This window comes from Pseudomonas sp. D(2018) (genome assembly GCF_005502555.1).
GTDB classification, from domain to species: Bacteria; Pseudomonadota; Gammaproteobacteria; order Pseudomonadales; family Pseudomonadaceae; genus Metapseudomonas; species Metapseudomonas resinovorans.
Genome location: NZ_SCOK01000024.1, coordinates 12,276 through 26,130, shown reverse-complemented (window position 1 = coordinate 26,130; position 13,855 = coordinate 12,276). Strand labels below are relative to the sequence as shown.

At 58.8% G+C, this 13,855-nt stretch carries 15 protein-coding genes and 2 tRNA genes; 12 read left to right on the top strand and 5 right to left on the bottom strand.

Going from position 1 to position 13,855, the window contains the following annotated elements:
• Positions 1-21 precede the first annotated feature (21 nt).
• The 3 genes from queC to nadA all read left to right on the top strand — a co-directional run bounded on the left by queC (position 22) and on the right by nadA (position 2,108).
• Positions 22-696, top strand: coding sequence for a 7-cyano-7-deazaguanine synthase QueC (gene queC / locus FFS60_RS16415; RefSeq protein ID WP_028627605.1), 675 nt, complete (start codon positions 22-24; stop codon positions 694-696).
• Between the two features lie 59 nt (positions 697-755).
• Positions 756-831: transfer RNA gene (locus FFS60_RS16410), tRNA-Lys, on the top strand.
• Positions 832-1,049: 218 nt separating this feature from the next.
• On the top strand, positions 1,050-2,108 hold the full coding sequence (gene nadA / locus FFS60_RS16405; protein WP_137822565.1) for a quinolinate synthase NadA: 1,059 nt from the start codon (positions 1,050-1,052) through the stop codon (positions 2,106-2,108).
• A 74-nt stretch (positions 2,109-2,182) separates the two neighbouring features.
• Here the strand turns inward: nadA and FFS60_RS16400 are convergent, their stop codons facing one another.
• Positions 2,183-3,616, bottom strand: coding sequence for a M48 family metalloprotease (locus tag FFS60_RS16400; RefSeq protein WP_137822564.1), 1,434 nt, complete (start codon positions 3,614-3,616; stop codon positions 2,183-2,185).
• 157 nt (positions 3,617-3,773) lie between these two features.
• Between FFS60_RS16400 and FFS60_RS16395 the strand changes: the two genes are divergently transcribed.
• Positions 3,774-4,025, top strand: a complete 252-nt coding sequence (locus FFS60_RS16395; RefSeq protein ID WP_028627608.1) for a sulfurtransferase TusA family protein — start codon at positions 3,774-3,776, stop codon at positions 4,023-4,025.
• Positions 4,026-4,064: 39 nt separating this feature from the next.
• On the top strand, positions 4,065-5,135 hold the full coding sequence (locus tag FFS60_RS16390) for an AI-2E family transporter (RefSeq protein WP_137822563.1): 1,071 nt from the start codon (positions 4,065-4,067) through the stop codon (positions 5,133-5,135).
• Between the two features lie 42 nt (positions 5,136-5,177).
• On the opposite strand, the gene FFS60_RS16385 is transcribed toward FFS60_RS16390, so the two are convergent.
• Entirely contained in the window at positions 5,178-5,651 is a 474-nt protein-coding gene (locus tag FFS60_RS16385; RefSeq protein WP_028627610.1) for a peroxiredoxin, read from the bottom strand.
• 13 nt (positions 5,652-5,664) lie between these two features.
• Positions 5,665-6,222 carry a glycine cleavage system protein R gene (locus tag FFS60_RS16380; protein WP_028627611.1) on the bottom strand — a complete coding sequence of 186 codons (558 nt, stop codon included), beginning with the start codon at positions 6,220-6,222 and terminating at the stop codon, positions 5,665-5,667.
• A gap of 176 nt (positions 6,223-6,398) precedes the next feature.
• On the opposite strand from FFS60_RS16380, the gene dapA reads away from it, so the two are divergent.
• The 6 genes from dapA (at position 6,399) to FFS60_RS16350 (ending at position 12,108) form a co-directional block, all read left to right on the top strand.
• Positions 6,399-7,277, top strand: a complete 879-nt coding sequence (dapA, locus tag FFS60_RS16375) for a 4-hydroxy-tetrahydrodipicolinate synthase (RefSeq protein ID WP_028627612.1) — start codon at positions 6,399-6,401, stop codon at positions 7,275-7,277.
• A gap of 19 nt (positions 7,278-7,296) precedes the next feature.
• Positions 7,297-8,415, top strand: coding sequence for an outer membrane protein assembly factor BamC (gene bamC, locus FFS60_RS16370; RefSeq protein ID WP_028627613.1), 1,119 nt, complete (start codon positions 7,297-7,299; stop codon positions 8,413-8,415).
• An 87-nt stretch (positions 8,416-8,502) separates the two neighbouring features.
• On the top strand, positions 8,503-9,372 hold the full coding sequence (locus FFS60_RS16365; protein WP_028627614.1) for a phosphoribosylaminoimidazolesuccinocarboxamide synthase: 870 nt from the start codon (positions 8,503-8,505) through the stop codon (positions 9,370-9,372).
• Positions 9,373-9,531: 159 nt separating this feature from the next.
• A tRNA-Ser gene (locus tag FFS60_RS16360) sits at positions 9,532-9,621 on the top strand.
• A gap of 171 nt (positions 9,622-9,792) precedes the next feature.
• Positions 9,793-10,452, top strand: coding sequence for a hypothetical protein (locus FFS60_RS16355; RefSeq protein WP_137822562.1), 660 nt, complete (start codon positions 9,793-9,795; stop codon positions 10,450-10,452).
• A gap of 609 nt (positions 10,453-11,061) precedes the next feature.
• Positions 11,062-12,108 (top strand): DUF2806 domain-containing protein, encoded by a 1,047-nt coding sequence (locus tag FFS60_RS16350; protein ID WP_137822561.1) that lies wholly within the window; start codon positions 11,062-11,064, stop codon positions 12,106-12,108.
• A gap of 112 nt (positions 12,109-12,220) precedes the next feature.
• On the opposite strand, the gene FFS60_RS16345 is transcribed toward FFS60_RS16350, so the two are convergent.
• The gene (locus FFS60_RS16345; protein ID WP_137822560.1) at positions 12,221-12,451 is read right to left on the bottom strand and encodes a helix-turn-helix domain-containing protein; all 231 of its coding nucleotides are present in this window, start codon (positions 12,449-12,451) and stop codon (positions 12,221-12,223) included.
• A 117-nt stretch (positions 12,452-12,568) separates the two neighbouring features.
• Here FFS60_RS16345 and FFS60_RS16340 point away from each other — a divergent pair, with 117 nt between their 5' ends.
• Entirely contained in the window at positions 12,569-12,880 is a 312-nt protein-coding gene (locus FFS60_RS16340; protein WP_137822559.1) for a DUF4234 domain-containing protein, read from the top strand.
• A 214-nt stretch (positions 12,881-13,094) separates the two neighbouring features.
• Here the strand turns inward: FFS60_RS16340 and FFS60_RS16335 are convergent, their stop codons facing one another.
• Complete coding sequence (locus FFS60_RS16335; RefSeq protein WP_137822558.1) at positions 13,095-13,778, bottom strand: hypothetical protein; 684 nt, start codon at positions 13,776-13,778, stop codon at positions 13,095-13,097.
• Positions 13,779-13,855 lie beyond the last annotated feature (77 nt).

Genomic DNA, 13,855 nt, shown 5'->3' with positions numbered 1-13,855 from the left:
CCGATATCGAGGGATACCCCCATGAGCGAGAAGAAAGCGGTCATTTTGTTATCCGGCGGCCTGGACTCGGCCACCGTGGTCGCCCTGGCCCGCGCCGAGGGCTACGCCTGCTACACCATGAGTTTCGATTACGGCCAGCGTCATCGCGCCGAGCTGAATGCGGCGGAGCGCGTCGCCCGCCAGTTGGGCGTGGTGGAGCACAAGGTGATCGGCCTCAACCTGAACGGCATCGGCGGCTCCGCCCTGACCGACACCTCCATCGATGTGCCGGAGAGCCCAACCGAGGGCATCCCGGTCACCTACGTACCGGCACGCAATACCGTCTTCCTGTCCCTTGCCCTCGGTTGGGCTGAAGTGCTCGGCGCTCGAGACATCTTCATCGGTGTCAACGCAGTGGACTATTCCGGCTACCCGGATTGCCGCCCCGAGTTCGTCGAAGCCTTCGAACGCATGGCCAACCTCGCCACCAAGGCCGGTGTCGAGGGGGAGGGCTTCCGTATCCAGGCGCCGCTGCAGAACCTGAGCAAGGCGGAGATCGTCCAGGCCGGTCTGCGTCATGGTGTGGAATATGGGCTGACGGTGTCCTGCTATCAGGCCGACGACGATGGTCGCGCTTGCGGGAAATGTGACAGCTGCAGGCTGCGTGCGGCGGGCTTCGTAGCGGCCGGCGTTCAGGACCCAACGCGCTATCAATAATTTTTTTCGAGGAGAGGTGTTGAATTCCTGAATAAAATCAGTATCATGCGCCTCGCGTTGGGTCGTTAGCTCAGTCGGTAGAGCAGTTGGCTTTTAACCAATTGGTCGTAGGTTCGAATCCTACACGACCCACCACCTTCAAAAGCCCGCCTTATCAAGGCGGGCTTTTTCGTTTCCGGGTGGCGAACTTTCTCGTTGAAACTCACCGGTCGCGACAGACGAAAGGTGCTTGCCGCGGCTGTCCCGGCGTCGCCAAATCTGCGTTATCATCCGCGACCCTCCCGGGGCGCAGTGGCCACAGGGGGCGGGTGTATAATCGATTTCGCGCCATCGCGCTCGCAGGTTCAGCTCCTATGACACAGCTTTCCGAACGCTTTCTGGTCCAGGCCCATCTTGCCGCCAAGCAGCCCAAGCAGCTGACGGCCGAGGAGGAGGCGCACTTTCGTGCCGCCATCGCTGCTGAGCTGAAGGCCAGGGATGCCGTGCTGGTTGCGCACTACTACTGCGATCCGGTGATCCAGGCGCTGGCTGAAGAAACCGGTGGCTGCGTTTCCGACTCCCTGGAAATGGCCCGCTTCGGCAACCAGCATTCGGCACAGACCGTGGTCGTCGCTGGTGTGCGCTTCATGGGCGAGACCGCGAAGATCCTCAACCCGGAAAAGCGCGTGCTGATGCCCACGCTGGAGGCAACTTGCTCGTTGGACCTGGGTTGCCCGGTCGACGAGTTCTCGGCCTTCTGCGACCATCACCCTGAGCGCACTGTGGTTGTCTATGCCAACACTTCGGCGGCGGTCAAAGCCCGAGCCGACTGGGTCGTAACGTCCAGCTGCGCCCTGGAGATCGTCGAGAGCCTGATGGATAACGGCGAAAAGATCATCTGGGCGCCAGACCAGCATCTGGGTCGTTACATCCAGCGCGAAACCGGTGCCGATATGCTGCTCTGGGACGGTGCCTGCATCGTCCACGAAGAGTTCAAGGCCAAGCAGCTGCAGGATATGAAAGCCCTGTACCCGGAGGCTGCAGTGCTGGTCCATCCAGAGTCCCCCGAGGCCGTTATCGATCTGGCCGACGCGGTGGGTTCCACCAGCCAACTGATCAAGGCTGCGCAGACCCTGCCGAACAAGACCTTCATCGTCGCCACCGACCGCGGCATCTTCTACAAGATGCAGCAGCTTTGCCCCGACAAGCAGTTCATCGAGGCCCCCACTGCTGGTAATGGCGCGGCTTGCCGCAGCTGCGCCCACTGCCCGTGGATGGCCATGAATACACTGGAACGCACCCTGCAGTGCCTGCGCGAGGGCACCAACGAAATCTTCGTCGACCCGGCGCTGATCCCACGAGCGGTCAAGCCGCTCAAGCGCATGTTGGACTTCACCCAGGCTGCACGCCTGAAGCAGGCCGGCAACGCCTGATCTACCTCGAAAAAAAGCCCGGACCAGTCCGGGCTTTTTCGTTTCTAAGTGGACGTTGGTCCACTCAACGATGATCAGCGCATCATCTGCTTGAGCATCTTCTGCTGCTGGACCAGCTCTTGCTGGCGGGCGTCGATGCGCGCGGCCAGCGGGAAGTTGCCACCGGCGCGGCGTTTGGCGAAATCCAACTGCTCGATGGCCTGGTCGAAGTCGCCCACCAAGGCGAAGTACTCGGCGCGCGCCTGGTGCAGGCCGATGGTATTGCCAGCCAGGCCGCGTACCTCGGCCACCTGATACCACACGTCCGGATCGTTCGGGCGGCTCTTGAGCAGGCCATCGAGTACCTTCTCGGCGTCTTTCGGCTTGCTTTGCTTGAGCAGGAGGTCACTGCGCATCTGCTTCAGCGGGTAGTTGTTAGGGTACTGGCCGAGCAGGCGGTCGACGCGTTGCTGGGCGTCGGCTATGCGATTGGCTGTGATGTCCAGGTCCACCTGGGCCAGGTTGTAGACGATTTCGTTCGGCGCCTTGGCCAGCAGCGGTGCCAGGTGCTCCTTGGCCTGGTTGAGCTGGCCACCCTTGATCTGGGCAATGGCCAGGCCGTAACGGGCCGCGTCCAGTTTAGGATCATCGTCGAGCATGGCACGGAAGCGTTTGGCGGCGATGCCTGGGGTTTCCTCGAACATCAATTGAACACGGGCGCGCATCAACTGATAGCGCAGGCTGTTCTCGACGCCACCGGGCGGTAGTTGTTCGGCGCGGTTGCGGGTGTCGGCAATTCGGTTTTCGGTCACCGGGTGAGTGAGGAGGAATTCCGGCGGCTTGGCGTCATAGCGGTACTGGCGCATCAGGCGTTCGAACATGCGCGGCATGGCGCGTGGGTCATACCCGGCCTTCTCGAGGTTGAGCAGGCCGATGCGGTCGGCTTCCTGTTCATTCTGTCGGGAGAAGCGGCGCTGCTCCTGGATGGCAGCGGCCTGGGTGCCCATGATGGCCGCCATGCCGGCGTCACCGGCACCGGCTGCAGCGGCAACGATGCCGGCGAGCATGGCGGCCATCACCGGTATCTGCATGCGCTGCTGGGCCTCGACGCCACGGGCGAAATGGCGCTGCGACAAGTGCGCCAGTTCGTGAGCCAGTACCGAGGCGTACTCGGCCTCGGTGGGGGCATAGAGGAAGAGACCGCCGTTGACGCCAATGATGCCGCCAGGTGCCGCGAACGCGTTCAGCTGCGGGCTGTTGAGCAGCACGAACTCCAAGCGTCGGTCTTGCAGCTGACTGGTTTCGGCCAGGCGGTAGACGCTTGTTTCCACGTAGTCCTTGAGCTGCGGGTCATTGAGTTGCGGCACCTGGCCGCGCAGCAGGCTCAGCCAGGCCCGGCCGAGTTGATGTTCCTGTTCCGGGGATACGATGGAAGAGCTGGAGTCCCCCAGCGACGGCAAGTCGTCGGCCATGGTGGGCGAGGCAAGAAGGCAGGCAAGCGTCAGCAGAGTGGGGCGCAGAAAATTCATGCACTGGGCTCGTTGGCGGCAAAGGCGTAACTGTAGCCTCCAGCGCGGCCAACTGGCCAGCGGCGCTCTGCCTTGGGTATCCTAACCGCCCGCTCAAGTATTCCCGCCCTGCGACCTGCCCAGGGCGGTCGCCAGGTACCTTCTCCGGAGACTCACCATGACTGACACTGCCAGTCGAACAGATGCTTTCGACGTCGAGCTGGATGCCTGTGGCCTGAATTGCCCCTTGCCCTTGCTCAAGGCCAAGCTCGAGCTGAATCGCCTTCCCAGTGGCGCGGTTCTCAAGGTGATTGCCACCGACGCCGGCTCCCAGCGCGATTTCCGCGCCTTTGCGCAATTGGCCGGGCACCAGTTGTTGCGTGAAGAGGTCGAAGACGGCGTATTCCGCTACTGGCTGCGCAAGGCCTGACCCCCTGGCCCCGTATAGCGGGCCATCCAAGGATTTCCGATGCTCAAGGTGCTTCGCGACTGGATCCAGCGCTACTTCTCCGATGAAGAGGCTGTGGTGCTGGCTGTGGTCCTGGTTCTCGGCTTCACGGCCGTCCTTACCCTCGGCAACATGCTTGCGCCCGTGCTGGCGGGGATGGTGCTGGCCTTCCTCATGCAGGGGCTGGTCAACCTGCTGGAACGTTTGCAATTGCCGCAGACCCTGGCGGTGTGGGTCGTCTTCACGCTGTTCATCGGCGTCCTGGCGCTGATTCTCGGTGTGCTGGTGCCGTTGCTCTGGCAGCAGCTCAGCACCCTGTTCCAGGAGCTGCCGGGCATGCTTGGCGAGTGGCAGTCGCTGCTGCTGCTCCTGCCCGAGCGCTACCCGCACCTGGTAACCGACGAGCAGGTGCTCAAGGCCATCGAGGTTACCCGCAGCGAAGTGGCCAAGTTCGGCCAGTGGGCGCTCACCTTTTCGCTCTCCAGCTTGCCACTGCTGGTCAACATCATGATCTACCTGGTCCTGGTGCCCATCCTGGTGTTCTTCTTCCTCAAGGACCGCGCGTTGATAGGGCGCTGGATCAGCGGCTACCTGCCCAGTGAGCGCGGGCTGATGACCCAGGTCTGGGATGAGGTGAATACCCAGATCGCCAACTACATCCGCGGCAAGGTGATCGAGATCGTCATTTGTGGCGCGGTCACCTATGTGGCCTTCGTCTGGTTGGGGCTCAACTATTCGGCGCTGCTGGCATTGCTGGTGGGGCTTTCGGTTGTGGTGCCTTACATCGGCGCGGTGGTGGTCACAGTGCCGGTGGCGCTGATCGCGCTGTTCCAGTGGGGCTGGAGCGACCAGTTCATCTACCTGATGGTGGTCTACACCGTGATCCAGACCCTGGACGGCAACGTGCTGGTGCCGCTGCTGTTCTCCGAGGCGGTTAACCTGCACCCGGTGGCGATCATCTGCGCTGTGCTGCTGTTCGGCGGACTCTGGGGCTTCTGGGGCGTGTTCTTCGCGATCCCTCTGGCGACCCTGTTCAAGGCAGTGCTGGACGCCTGGCCCCGTGCAGGGCCACAGAGTGTGGCGCTGCAATGAAAAAAAGGCCGCGATTGCGGCCTTTTTCATTGGGGCGGAGCGTCAGCCCTGGTTCAGCGCTTGCGCAGCGGCGAGTACGGCGTCCACGTGGCCTGGCACTTTCACGCCGCGCCATTCCTGGCGCAGCACACCGTGTGCGTCGATCAGGAAGGTGCTGCGATCAACGCCCATGTATTCCTTGCCGTAGAGCTTCTTCAGCTTGATCACGTCGAACAGCTGGCAGAGTGATTCATCCTTGTCGGAGATCAGCTCGAAGGGGAACTCCTGCTTGCACTTGAAGTTCTCGTGGGACTTCATGCCGTCGCGGGAGACACCGAAGATCATTGTGTTCGCAGCCAGGAAGGCCTCGTGCTGGTCGCGAAAGCCCTGGCCTTCGGTGGTGCAGCCGGGCGTGCTGTCCTTCGGATAGAAATAGAGCACCACTTGCTTGCCCCTGAGGGCCGACAGGGTGACTTCCAGGCCGCTGGTGGCCTGAACGGTGAAGTCAGCGATGGGGTTATCCAGGGAAACTGCCATGTTTAACGACTCCTCAAGGGTGTTGCGGGCGCCAGGGTTCGATCAGGGCATCCAGGTTCAAGGCGTCAGCGAAGTCCAGGAACTGGTCGCGCAGCCAACTGATCTGGGTACCGGCGGGCAGGGTCACGGTGATGGTGGCGTTGAGCATGGTGCTGCCGGTCTGCGGCGCCTGATAGGTGTCGCAGGTGAGGTTCTCCAGCTCGACGCGATGATCGACGAAGAACTGGCACAGCTCGTTGAGGATGTCCGGGCGATAAGCGGCACTGACATAGGCCACGTAAGGCAGGGCCTGGGGACGTATCTCCAAGGCGTTGCTGCGGGTTACGTTGGCGGTGAAACCATGGCGTTTTGACAGCGCCGACAGTCCCGCTTCCAGTCGCGCGAGGCCGTCCCAGCTGCCGGAGATCTGCAACACGATGGCGCAGAACTCACCGTGGCGGGTCAGGCGGCTGCTGACCACGGCGCAGCGGTTTTCCTGGCTGGCGCGGCACAGCACGTTGGTCAGCTCCGTCGGGTTACGGCCCAGGGCACTGATCAGAAGGAACTGTTCGCGGGGCGGGGTGGTGGACATGCAGCATTCCTAAAGAGGGGAGGGCGGCCGGGGCCGCGCTGTTCAAACAGAGAAGGTTAGCGAAAAGCAGCGCCGAGGGAAATGCTGTAACCGCCTGACGGCGCTTGCGTTCACCTTGTGCAAGGCCAGAGCCGACAGTACCATTACGGCTCTCTTTTTCCGGCAGGAGCGGTTGCATGATTGCGGGCAGTATGGTGGCACTGGTTACGCCCATGGATGCACAGGGTCAATTGGACTGGGACAGCCTTTCCAAGCTCGTTGACTTCCATCTTCAAGAGGGCACCAACGCCATAGTCGCCGTCGGCACCACGGGCGAGTCCGCCACGCTCGACGTCACCGAGCACGTCGAAGTGATCCGCCGCGTCGTCGACCAGGTCAATGGCCGCATCCCGGTGATCGCCGGCACCGGTGGCAATTCCACCCGTGAGTCGGTCGAACTCACCGCTGCCGCCAAGAACGTCGGTGCCGACGCGTGCCTGCTGGTGACCCCCTACTACAACAAGCCGACCCAGGAAGGCCTGTACCAGCACTTCCGCCACATCGCCGAAGCCGTGGCCATCCCGCAGATCCTCTACAACGTACCGGGCCGCACCGTATGTGACATGCTCCCGGAGACCGTCGAGCGCCTGTCCAAGATCAGCAACATCATCGGTATCAAGGAAGCCACTGGCGACCTGCAGCGCGGTCAGGAAGTCCTGAATCGTGTCAGCAAGGATTTCCTCGTCTACTCCGGCGATGACGCCACCGCTGTCGAACTGATGCTGATGGGCGGCAAGGGCAACATCTCGGTAACCGCCAACGTCGCTCCGCGCGCCATGGCCGATCTCTGCGCCGCCGCCATGCGTGGCGAAGCCGACGCCGCCCGTGCCATCAACGACAAGCTGATGCCGCTGCACAAGGCACTGTTCATCGAGTCCAACCCCATTCCGGTGAAGTTCGCCCTGCACGAAATGGGTCTGATCCCCGACGGCATCCGTCTGCCGTTGACCTGGCTCAGCCCGCGTTGCCACGAGCCTCTGCGCCAAGCCATGCGCCAGACCGGCGTACTGGCCTAATTCCAAGGAAACATTCCGCATGAAGCGACTGGCCGGACTCTCCGCTCTCGCCCTGATCATTTCCAGTACCAGCGGTTGCGGCTGGCTCTGGGGCCAAGATGGCTACTTCCGCGACCGTGGCAGCGACTATCTGGAAGCACGCCAGACCGCACCCATGCAGCTTCCCCCGGATGCTGACGCCAAGCGCCTCGACCCGCTGTTGCCGGTGCCGATGAACGTCGCCGACAGCCGTGCCGAAGGCGAATTCGAAGTACCCCGCCCGCTGGCTCTTCAGGCCAAGGGTGAGGTCAGTGACTACAGCCTGCAGAAAAGCGGCGATTCCCGTTGGGTGGTTGCCCAGCGTGTGCCGGCGGAAGTCTGGCCAGTGGCTCGCCAGTTCTTCGAAGACGGCGGATTCCGCATCGCCGACGAGCGCCCGCAGACCGGTGAATTCAGTACCGATTGGCAACGCCTCGACCAGCTCTCGGGCCCTCTGGCCCGTCGCTTGGGCAGCCGCGTCAGCGGAGTCGAGCCGGACAGCGAAATCCGCGCTCGCGTACGTATCGAGCCAGGCGTGCAGCGCAATACCAGCGAAATCTTCGTCCTGACCACCACCCGTCCGGCCGGCAGCTCCGCCGACACCGGCTGGCCGAGCCGTTCCGACAGCCCGAGCCTCGAAGCAGCGCTGCTGGATGAAATGCTCGCCAGCATGGCCCGCAGCGCCGAACAGGGCGGTTCCGTGTCCCTGCTCGCCGCTCGCGACTTCGATGCGCCGAGCCGTGTGACCCTGTCCGAAGACGGTAACGGCAACCCCATGCTCAGCCTCGGCGCCGACTTCGACCGCTCCTGGTCCAGCGTCGGCCGTGCGCTGGAAACCGGTGACGTCCGCGTCGACGACCTCAACCGCAGCCTGGGTGTCTACTACATCAACCTCGCGGAAGGTGCGTCGAAGGAAGATGAGAAGCCTGGCTTCTTCAGTCGCCTGTGGGGCAGCGATCCCAGCGAGGAAGAGATCGAGGCACGCGCCGAGCGTTACCAGGTGCGCCTGACCCGCGTTGGCGACAGCGTGCAGGTCACCGTGGAGAAGGACATCAACACTGTGGCACCTGCCGATGTGGCGCGCCGCGTGCTGACCCTGATCCAGGAAAACCTCGGCTAATCAGCGCCGCTTGGCGGCGCGACGTGGAAACAACAAGGCGAAACCCCCGGGTTTCGCCTGTTTCGTTTGATAAAGGCGGAAAACGACATGAGCACACCCACCACCCTCAGTCTGAAGAAGATCTACTCGGGCAAGGTCCGTGACCTCTACGAAATCGACGACAAGCGCATGCTGATGGTCGCCACTGACCGCCTTTCCGCGTTTGACGTGATCCTCGACCAGCCGATTCCGGAAAAGGGCAAGATCCTCACCGCCATCTCCAACTTCTGGTTCGACAAGCTCTCCGGTCTGGTGCCTAACCACTTCACTGGCGACAAAGTGGAAGACGTGGTGCCTGCCGCCGAACTACCCCTGGTGGAAGGTCGCGCAGTGGTGGCCAAGCGCCTGAAGCCCGTTGCCGTCGAAGCCATCGTACGTGGCTACATCGTCGGTTCCGGCTGGAAGGAATACCAGAAGACCGGCACCGTCTGCGGCATCCAGCTGCCGGCCGGCCTGAAAGAGGCCTCCAAGCTGCCGCAACCCATCTTCACCCCCTCGACCAAGGCCGCTGTCGGCGACCACGACGAGAACATCTCCTTCGAACAGTGCGAAAGCATCATCGGCAAGGAACTGGCCGCCAAGGTCCGTGACACCGCCATTGCCCTGTACAGCACCGCCGTCGAGTACGCCGCCACACGCGGCATCATCATCGCTGACACCAAGTTCGAGTTCGGCATCGACGAAGACGGCACCTTGACCCTGATGGACGAAGTGCTGACCCCCGACTCCAGCCGCTTCTGGCCGGTGGAAAGCTACGTCGAAGGCAAGAATCCTCCGAGCTTCGACAAGCAGTTCGTCCGCGACTGGCTGGAATCCACCGGCTGGAACAAGGAGCCACCGGCCCCGGCCGTGCCCGCCGATGTCGCGCAGAAGACTGCCGACAAATACCGCGAAGCCCTGACCAAGCTGACTTCCTGAGCCGTTTTTTCTCCCCTCTCCCGGTGGGAGAGGGGCTGGGGGTGAGGGATGTATTCTGTCGCTGGGACTACCCATTCTCGCAACCATCTGAAACCACGCGAAAAAATCGCGCCCCGGGCTTCGCCAATTGCCACTGAGCTGGTATGATGCGCGCCGTTCGGGAAGATGCCGGAGTGGCCGAACGGGACGGATTCGAAATCCGTTGTGTCAGCAATGGCACCTAGGGTTCAAATCCCTATCTTCCCGCCATATCGAGAAAAGCCCTGCAAATCAATGGTTTGCGGGGTTTTTTGTTTGTGCGTTGTACGTAGCCGTTGTACGTACTCGGTAGGGCAGGGCGGGCTTTGCTCCCGCGCCTGCAAAGCCTCCAGCAAACCCACGTCGTTGTTCCGTGTGTTGTTTGCCCCGCGTGCTGATGGCGTGTCCCGTGAAATCGTCGCGACCGGGTACACTGCAACCATTGAGACCTGCGGAGTGGAAAACATGGTGTGGGTACGGAAGCAGGTTCAGAAGAACATCTACATTCACAACGACCTAGCGAACACGGCTGACCACATCCGAAAGCGTGTCGAGGAAATGGAAGCAACCGGAAACCGCGAAGGTATCGCCCTCGACATTACGGCGTGCTTAACCATGCTCGCCTTCACCTTTGAATCACGGATGAACTTCATAGGGGCGAAGCGTGTGGCAGACTGGAACGAGCGGCGGTCCTTTGGCAAGAAGATGGGTAACGTGCTGGAGAAGCTGGGCATAACACCTGACCTCTCGGAAAGGCCATACTGCACGGTGGGAGAGCTGAAGACCTTCCGAGACATCATCGCCCACGGTAAACCCGACGAAAGCGAAATTGATGAATTGGTCGAAAGCGACGGGACATTCGGCGACTTGGCCACGGACCTTCGCGGAGTCTGGGAGGCACACCTAACCGTCGAGTTCATGCGTCAGTGCTTCGAAGACCTTGATGCCATTTGGCATGACTGGCTGGAGCGGGCCGGAATCGGCCGCCACGAAACGATTACCCATGGATCACACGAAATCTCGCTGGAAGAGGCTTTAAAGGCGTTCCAGCCTAAAGCTTGACCTCTTTTCCCAGGCAGCCACCCCTGCTCCCGGAAATAGAAAGCCACCGCGTTTACAAATGCCCAAGGGGAAGGGCTGGCGATGGCTTTTCTGTCCTCTTACGGGACAATTTCAGCATACGCCTGTGTCCGTGGGCGGGCATGTAGATGACAGATGGCAGGAGGAAAGTGAGGCCGCTACGGCTGCAAGCATTACGCATGCGTGGGGGAGGGAATGAAAGCACAATCGGTGTGGCTGGTGGGGTCCACCTCAATTTCCTAAGTCTTTAATTCTAAAAGACTTTTCTCGCAAAAAATCGAAGAGTGTGACAGCGTTTAGGTACACCTGAGTGGTGCACCATGCTGGGCATTCTAGTCGACAGAATTTCTCCTCTCCAAGCTCACTTCAATGCTTAGCCGTGCCACAGCGTCGGTGACAGGTGCCATGCCGTCCATCTCTAGTCAATTTCGCCGTTCTGGGGAGATTGGCTTTCTTGTTTGTCGCGGTATAGTGGCCTTTTGATTTGGTTTGAGTTTCCAGTCCGGAAAAGTGATTGCGACGGCGAGGCTATGCACGGATAGCGATGAAGAAACTCCGACTCTGACCTTGATTTGAGCACCGGTGGGATCCATGAAAATGCTGGGCGAAGATTTAATCATAAAAATGTGGGAGTCGTTGGTCGATAAAGGTATTGGTGGAATACTGCGGCCATGGCATGAGCAGCGTCTTGATAAGCAACGACTTCAAACGAGACGAGCTGAAATGCTCCTAATTGCTCAAACAGAGCTAGATGTGAAGAAAATAGCTTCCGGGGAGGCTGTGTACTGTTCGGATGGTAGCGTTAAGCTGCTTGCGGATAATAGAGGCAGAGTTGGCGATGCCTTTGAAAAAATTGAGCCAGATGTGGGGGATATAAGTGTCGTTGATTTGGCTGTTTCAGCCGCAAAGTCTGAGTCAGTTAAAAGAGAGATAAACGTAGCAAAAGCGATTATGTACGCAGAGACAGAGCTTTCATCTGGTGCTGAGGATTCGGTTGATGAAGATATAGATGGAGACTGGATTTTTGCTTGGAGAGAGTATGCAGGGAGAGTTTCGTCGGAAGAGTTGCAGGCTTTATGGGGAAAGGTTCTTGCTGGCGAGGTGAAGAAGCCTGGAACCTACTCAATGAGAACTCTGGAGTTTTTAAAGTGCCTGTCCAGGGGGGAGGCAGAGGTCATCGAGAGAGTTGCTAGGTTCGTTATTACAAACGCAATTGCAAAGAATCTTGAGGATTTCTATAAGTCTAAGGGGGTTGTTTTTAAAGACTTCTTGCTGTTGCAGAATCTCGGGTTGATTGCTGGGGTAGAATCCTTGGGTCTGCAAATGCAGTATTCGTCTAGGGTTTCTGATCGATATGTCAACTATATGTTTGCGGGGGCTAAAATTATTATTATTGAAGACTCCGACGCTTCGAAGATGATTAGTATCCCAGCTTACTCGGTTACCCCATTAGGTTTGGAGGTATTTAGGTTGTCGGGTGTAAGTGCTGATCTTGACTATGTAGAGGAGGTGGCAAGGCTAATTTCTCAGCAAGTTTCGACTGTAAAGATTGCAGATTTTGTGCCGACGGGCAAAGAGGAGGGAAATTATTTCAATGAGAGGCTTGTTAAACCATTATCGGGTGATCCTGCCGCCTGAGTTTCGATCCAATTTCATAGTTCTTCCTTAAATGGAGGTTTTAAGCCCGATTTTTTGTTTCCTTCCAAAAAACGCGATGGTCAAGTGGCCGAGTGTGCGGTGGGGGAAGGTATCAGAGACCTTCGAACAGGCTGGAAATGCTCACCCCGAGGGCATCAGCCAGTACCTTGACAGCATCAAGAGAAGGATTGGCTCCGCCTGTCTCGATTCGGGACATGTAGGTGCGAGCAAAGCCGCATTTGTCCGCGAAGGCTTCCTGATTCATGCCTTTTCTTTCGCGAAGCTCACGGATTCGGTGACCGAACTGGCGGCGTAGAGAAGGGGATTTGGGTGGGGATGGCATTCCCCAATGGTCATAGCATGTGCTCTAATCGTGAACACACTAATCGTGACATGTCAGTTGTCATTTGGTGTCAAGGGGGCATTCGCCCGAGTCGCCGGTCCTTAGCCAGGAGTCGCCATGAACGAGAAACTGTTCCTGCTTGAAACCCAGAAGAAGAAAACCAACCACATCCTTCACCTGATCCTGACGATTTTGACCTGCGGGCTTTGGCTGATCGTGTGGGGAGTCGTCATGCGGAGCAATGAGGGACACAACAAGAAAGTATCAAAGGAAATGAATCAGATCGTGCACTACAAATCGCAGGGCATGAGCGATGCTGAAACTCACCAACGGATCAAGTTGGACAAGCTCGACGAAGATGCACGAAACAAGATGTTCATGTTCGGGCTGATTGTTCTAATCGTTGGGTTGTGGTGGTGGAATAGCTGACAGTGGTGAGATATTACAAAGCCCCGCAGAGAAGGGGCTTTTGTTTGCTCGCTGTATAACGATCCGCAAGGGGGTGGAATGGATTTTCTATCCGAATTTCGACCATCTAGCAATCTGCACAGAAAACGCTTCCTGGGGGGCTTACAGCTCGAATTCTATTCGGTCGCACTATAAAAGAGCGAGGCGGAACGGCTGATAGTTCAAGCGCATTGTCTCAGATGTAATGGCGATTGAGTGCAAGCCCGCATAGCACCAGAGATCGCCAAACCTCGATAGTCCCCTCTAGAATTTCTTTAGTCCAGTAACTCGGGTGAGTTCTTGGCTTACCACGATTCTCATAAGTGAAGCTTGCCACCTTGCCACCTTGGTTGTCGTCAATGTATGAAGCGGAAGGGGTGTGCCCTATGAGTGCCCGATGCTTCGATACATTAGAAAAGTCACTCACATAAGTAAACCAGCTTGCAGAGAGAGCAGAGTCTAGAGAATCTTTGAGCTCTCCCGACGGGAGCTTATCTCGCACCGTGTGCACATAAACCTTCCCATTCAGAGGAACTGGCAACACTAGACGATTCAGAAGCTCCCCAAAGCTATCAAAGGCGCTTCGTGTTATCCCTATGCAGGCTAGAAGATTGGCCTCACTTACAAGTCTGGCGTGTTCAAGCGTACCTTGTTCCTCAGGAGAAACGCAGCCGAATGCATGAGTCAGGAATTTCAACTGATCAGGTCCTGAGTCTGTGCTAAACGCGGCGAAAGCGTCACGAGCAAGGCACTTGTGATATTCGAAAATTTGCTGATAACGCCCCATGGCGTAGATAAGGTCTACAAGCTCCTTCGTATCTCCTGCCTGCGTTGCAACGACTTTATTCTTTAGTGCACCTAGATCCCAATGACTCGTCATGACTGCTCACGCTCTGCAAGGTGGACTCACCAGATTACCGCAAAAATCCGCCGCCGCTGGAAGGGCCTTAGTATGGG

Coding starts and splice junctions, on each gene's coding strand:
- FFS60_RS16345 (WP_137822560.1), bottom strand. CDS start 12,451: ATGCCATCCCCACCCAAATCCCCTTCTCTACGCCGCCAGTTCGGTCAC.
- FFS60_RS16395 (WP_028627608.1), top strand. CDS start 3,774: ATGACTGACACTGCCAGTCGAACAGATGCTTTCGACGTCGAGCTGGAT.
- FFS60_RS16380 (WP_028627611.1), bottom strand. CDS start 6,222: ATGTCCACCACCCCGCCCCGCGAACAGTTCCTTCTGATCAGTGCCCTG.
- FFS60_RS16390 (WP_137822563.1), top strand. CDS start 4,065: ATGCTCAAGGTGCTTCGCGACTGGATCCAGCGCTACTTCTCCGATGAA.
- FFS60_RS16340 (WP_137822559.1), top strand. CDS start 12,569: ATGAACGAGAAACTGTTCCTGCTTGAAACCCAGAAGAAGAAAACCAAC.
- FFS60_RS16385 (WP_028627610.1), bottom strand. CDS start 5,651: ATGGCAGTTTCCCTGGATAACCCCATCGCTGACTTCACCGTTCAGGCC.
- FFS60_RS16400 (WP_137822564.1), bottom strand. CDS start 3,616: ATGAATTTTCTGCGCCCCACTCTGCTGACGCTTGCCTGCCTTCTTGCC.
- queC (WP_028627605.1), top strand. CDS start 22: ATGAGCGAGAAGAAAGCGGTCATTTTGTTATCCGGCGGCCTGGACTCG.
- nadA (WP_137822565.1), top strand. CDS start 1,050: ATGACACAGCTTTCCGAACGCTTTCTGGTCCAGGCCCATCTTGCCGCC.
- FFS60_RS16335 (WP_137822558.1), bottom strand. CDS start 13,778: ATGACGAGTCATTGGGATCTAGGTGCACTAAAGAATAAAGTCGTTGCA.
- bamC (WP_028627613.1), top strand. CDS start 7,297: ATGAAGCGACTGGCCGGACTCTCCGCTCTCGCCCTGATCATTTCCAGT.
- dapA (WP_028627612.1), top strand. CDS start 6,399: ATGATTGCGGGCAGTATGGTGGCACTGGTTACGCCCATGGATGCACAG.
- FFS60_RS16350 (WP_137822561.1), top strand. CDS start 11,062: ATGAAAATGCTGGGCGAAGATTTAATCATAAAAATGTGGGAGTCGTTG.
- FFS60_RS16365 (WP_028627614.1), top strand. CDS start 8,503: ATGAGCACACCCACCACCCTCAGTCTGAAGAAGATCTACTCGGGCAAG.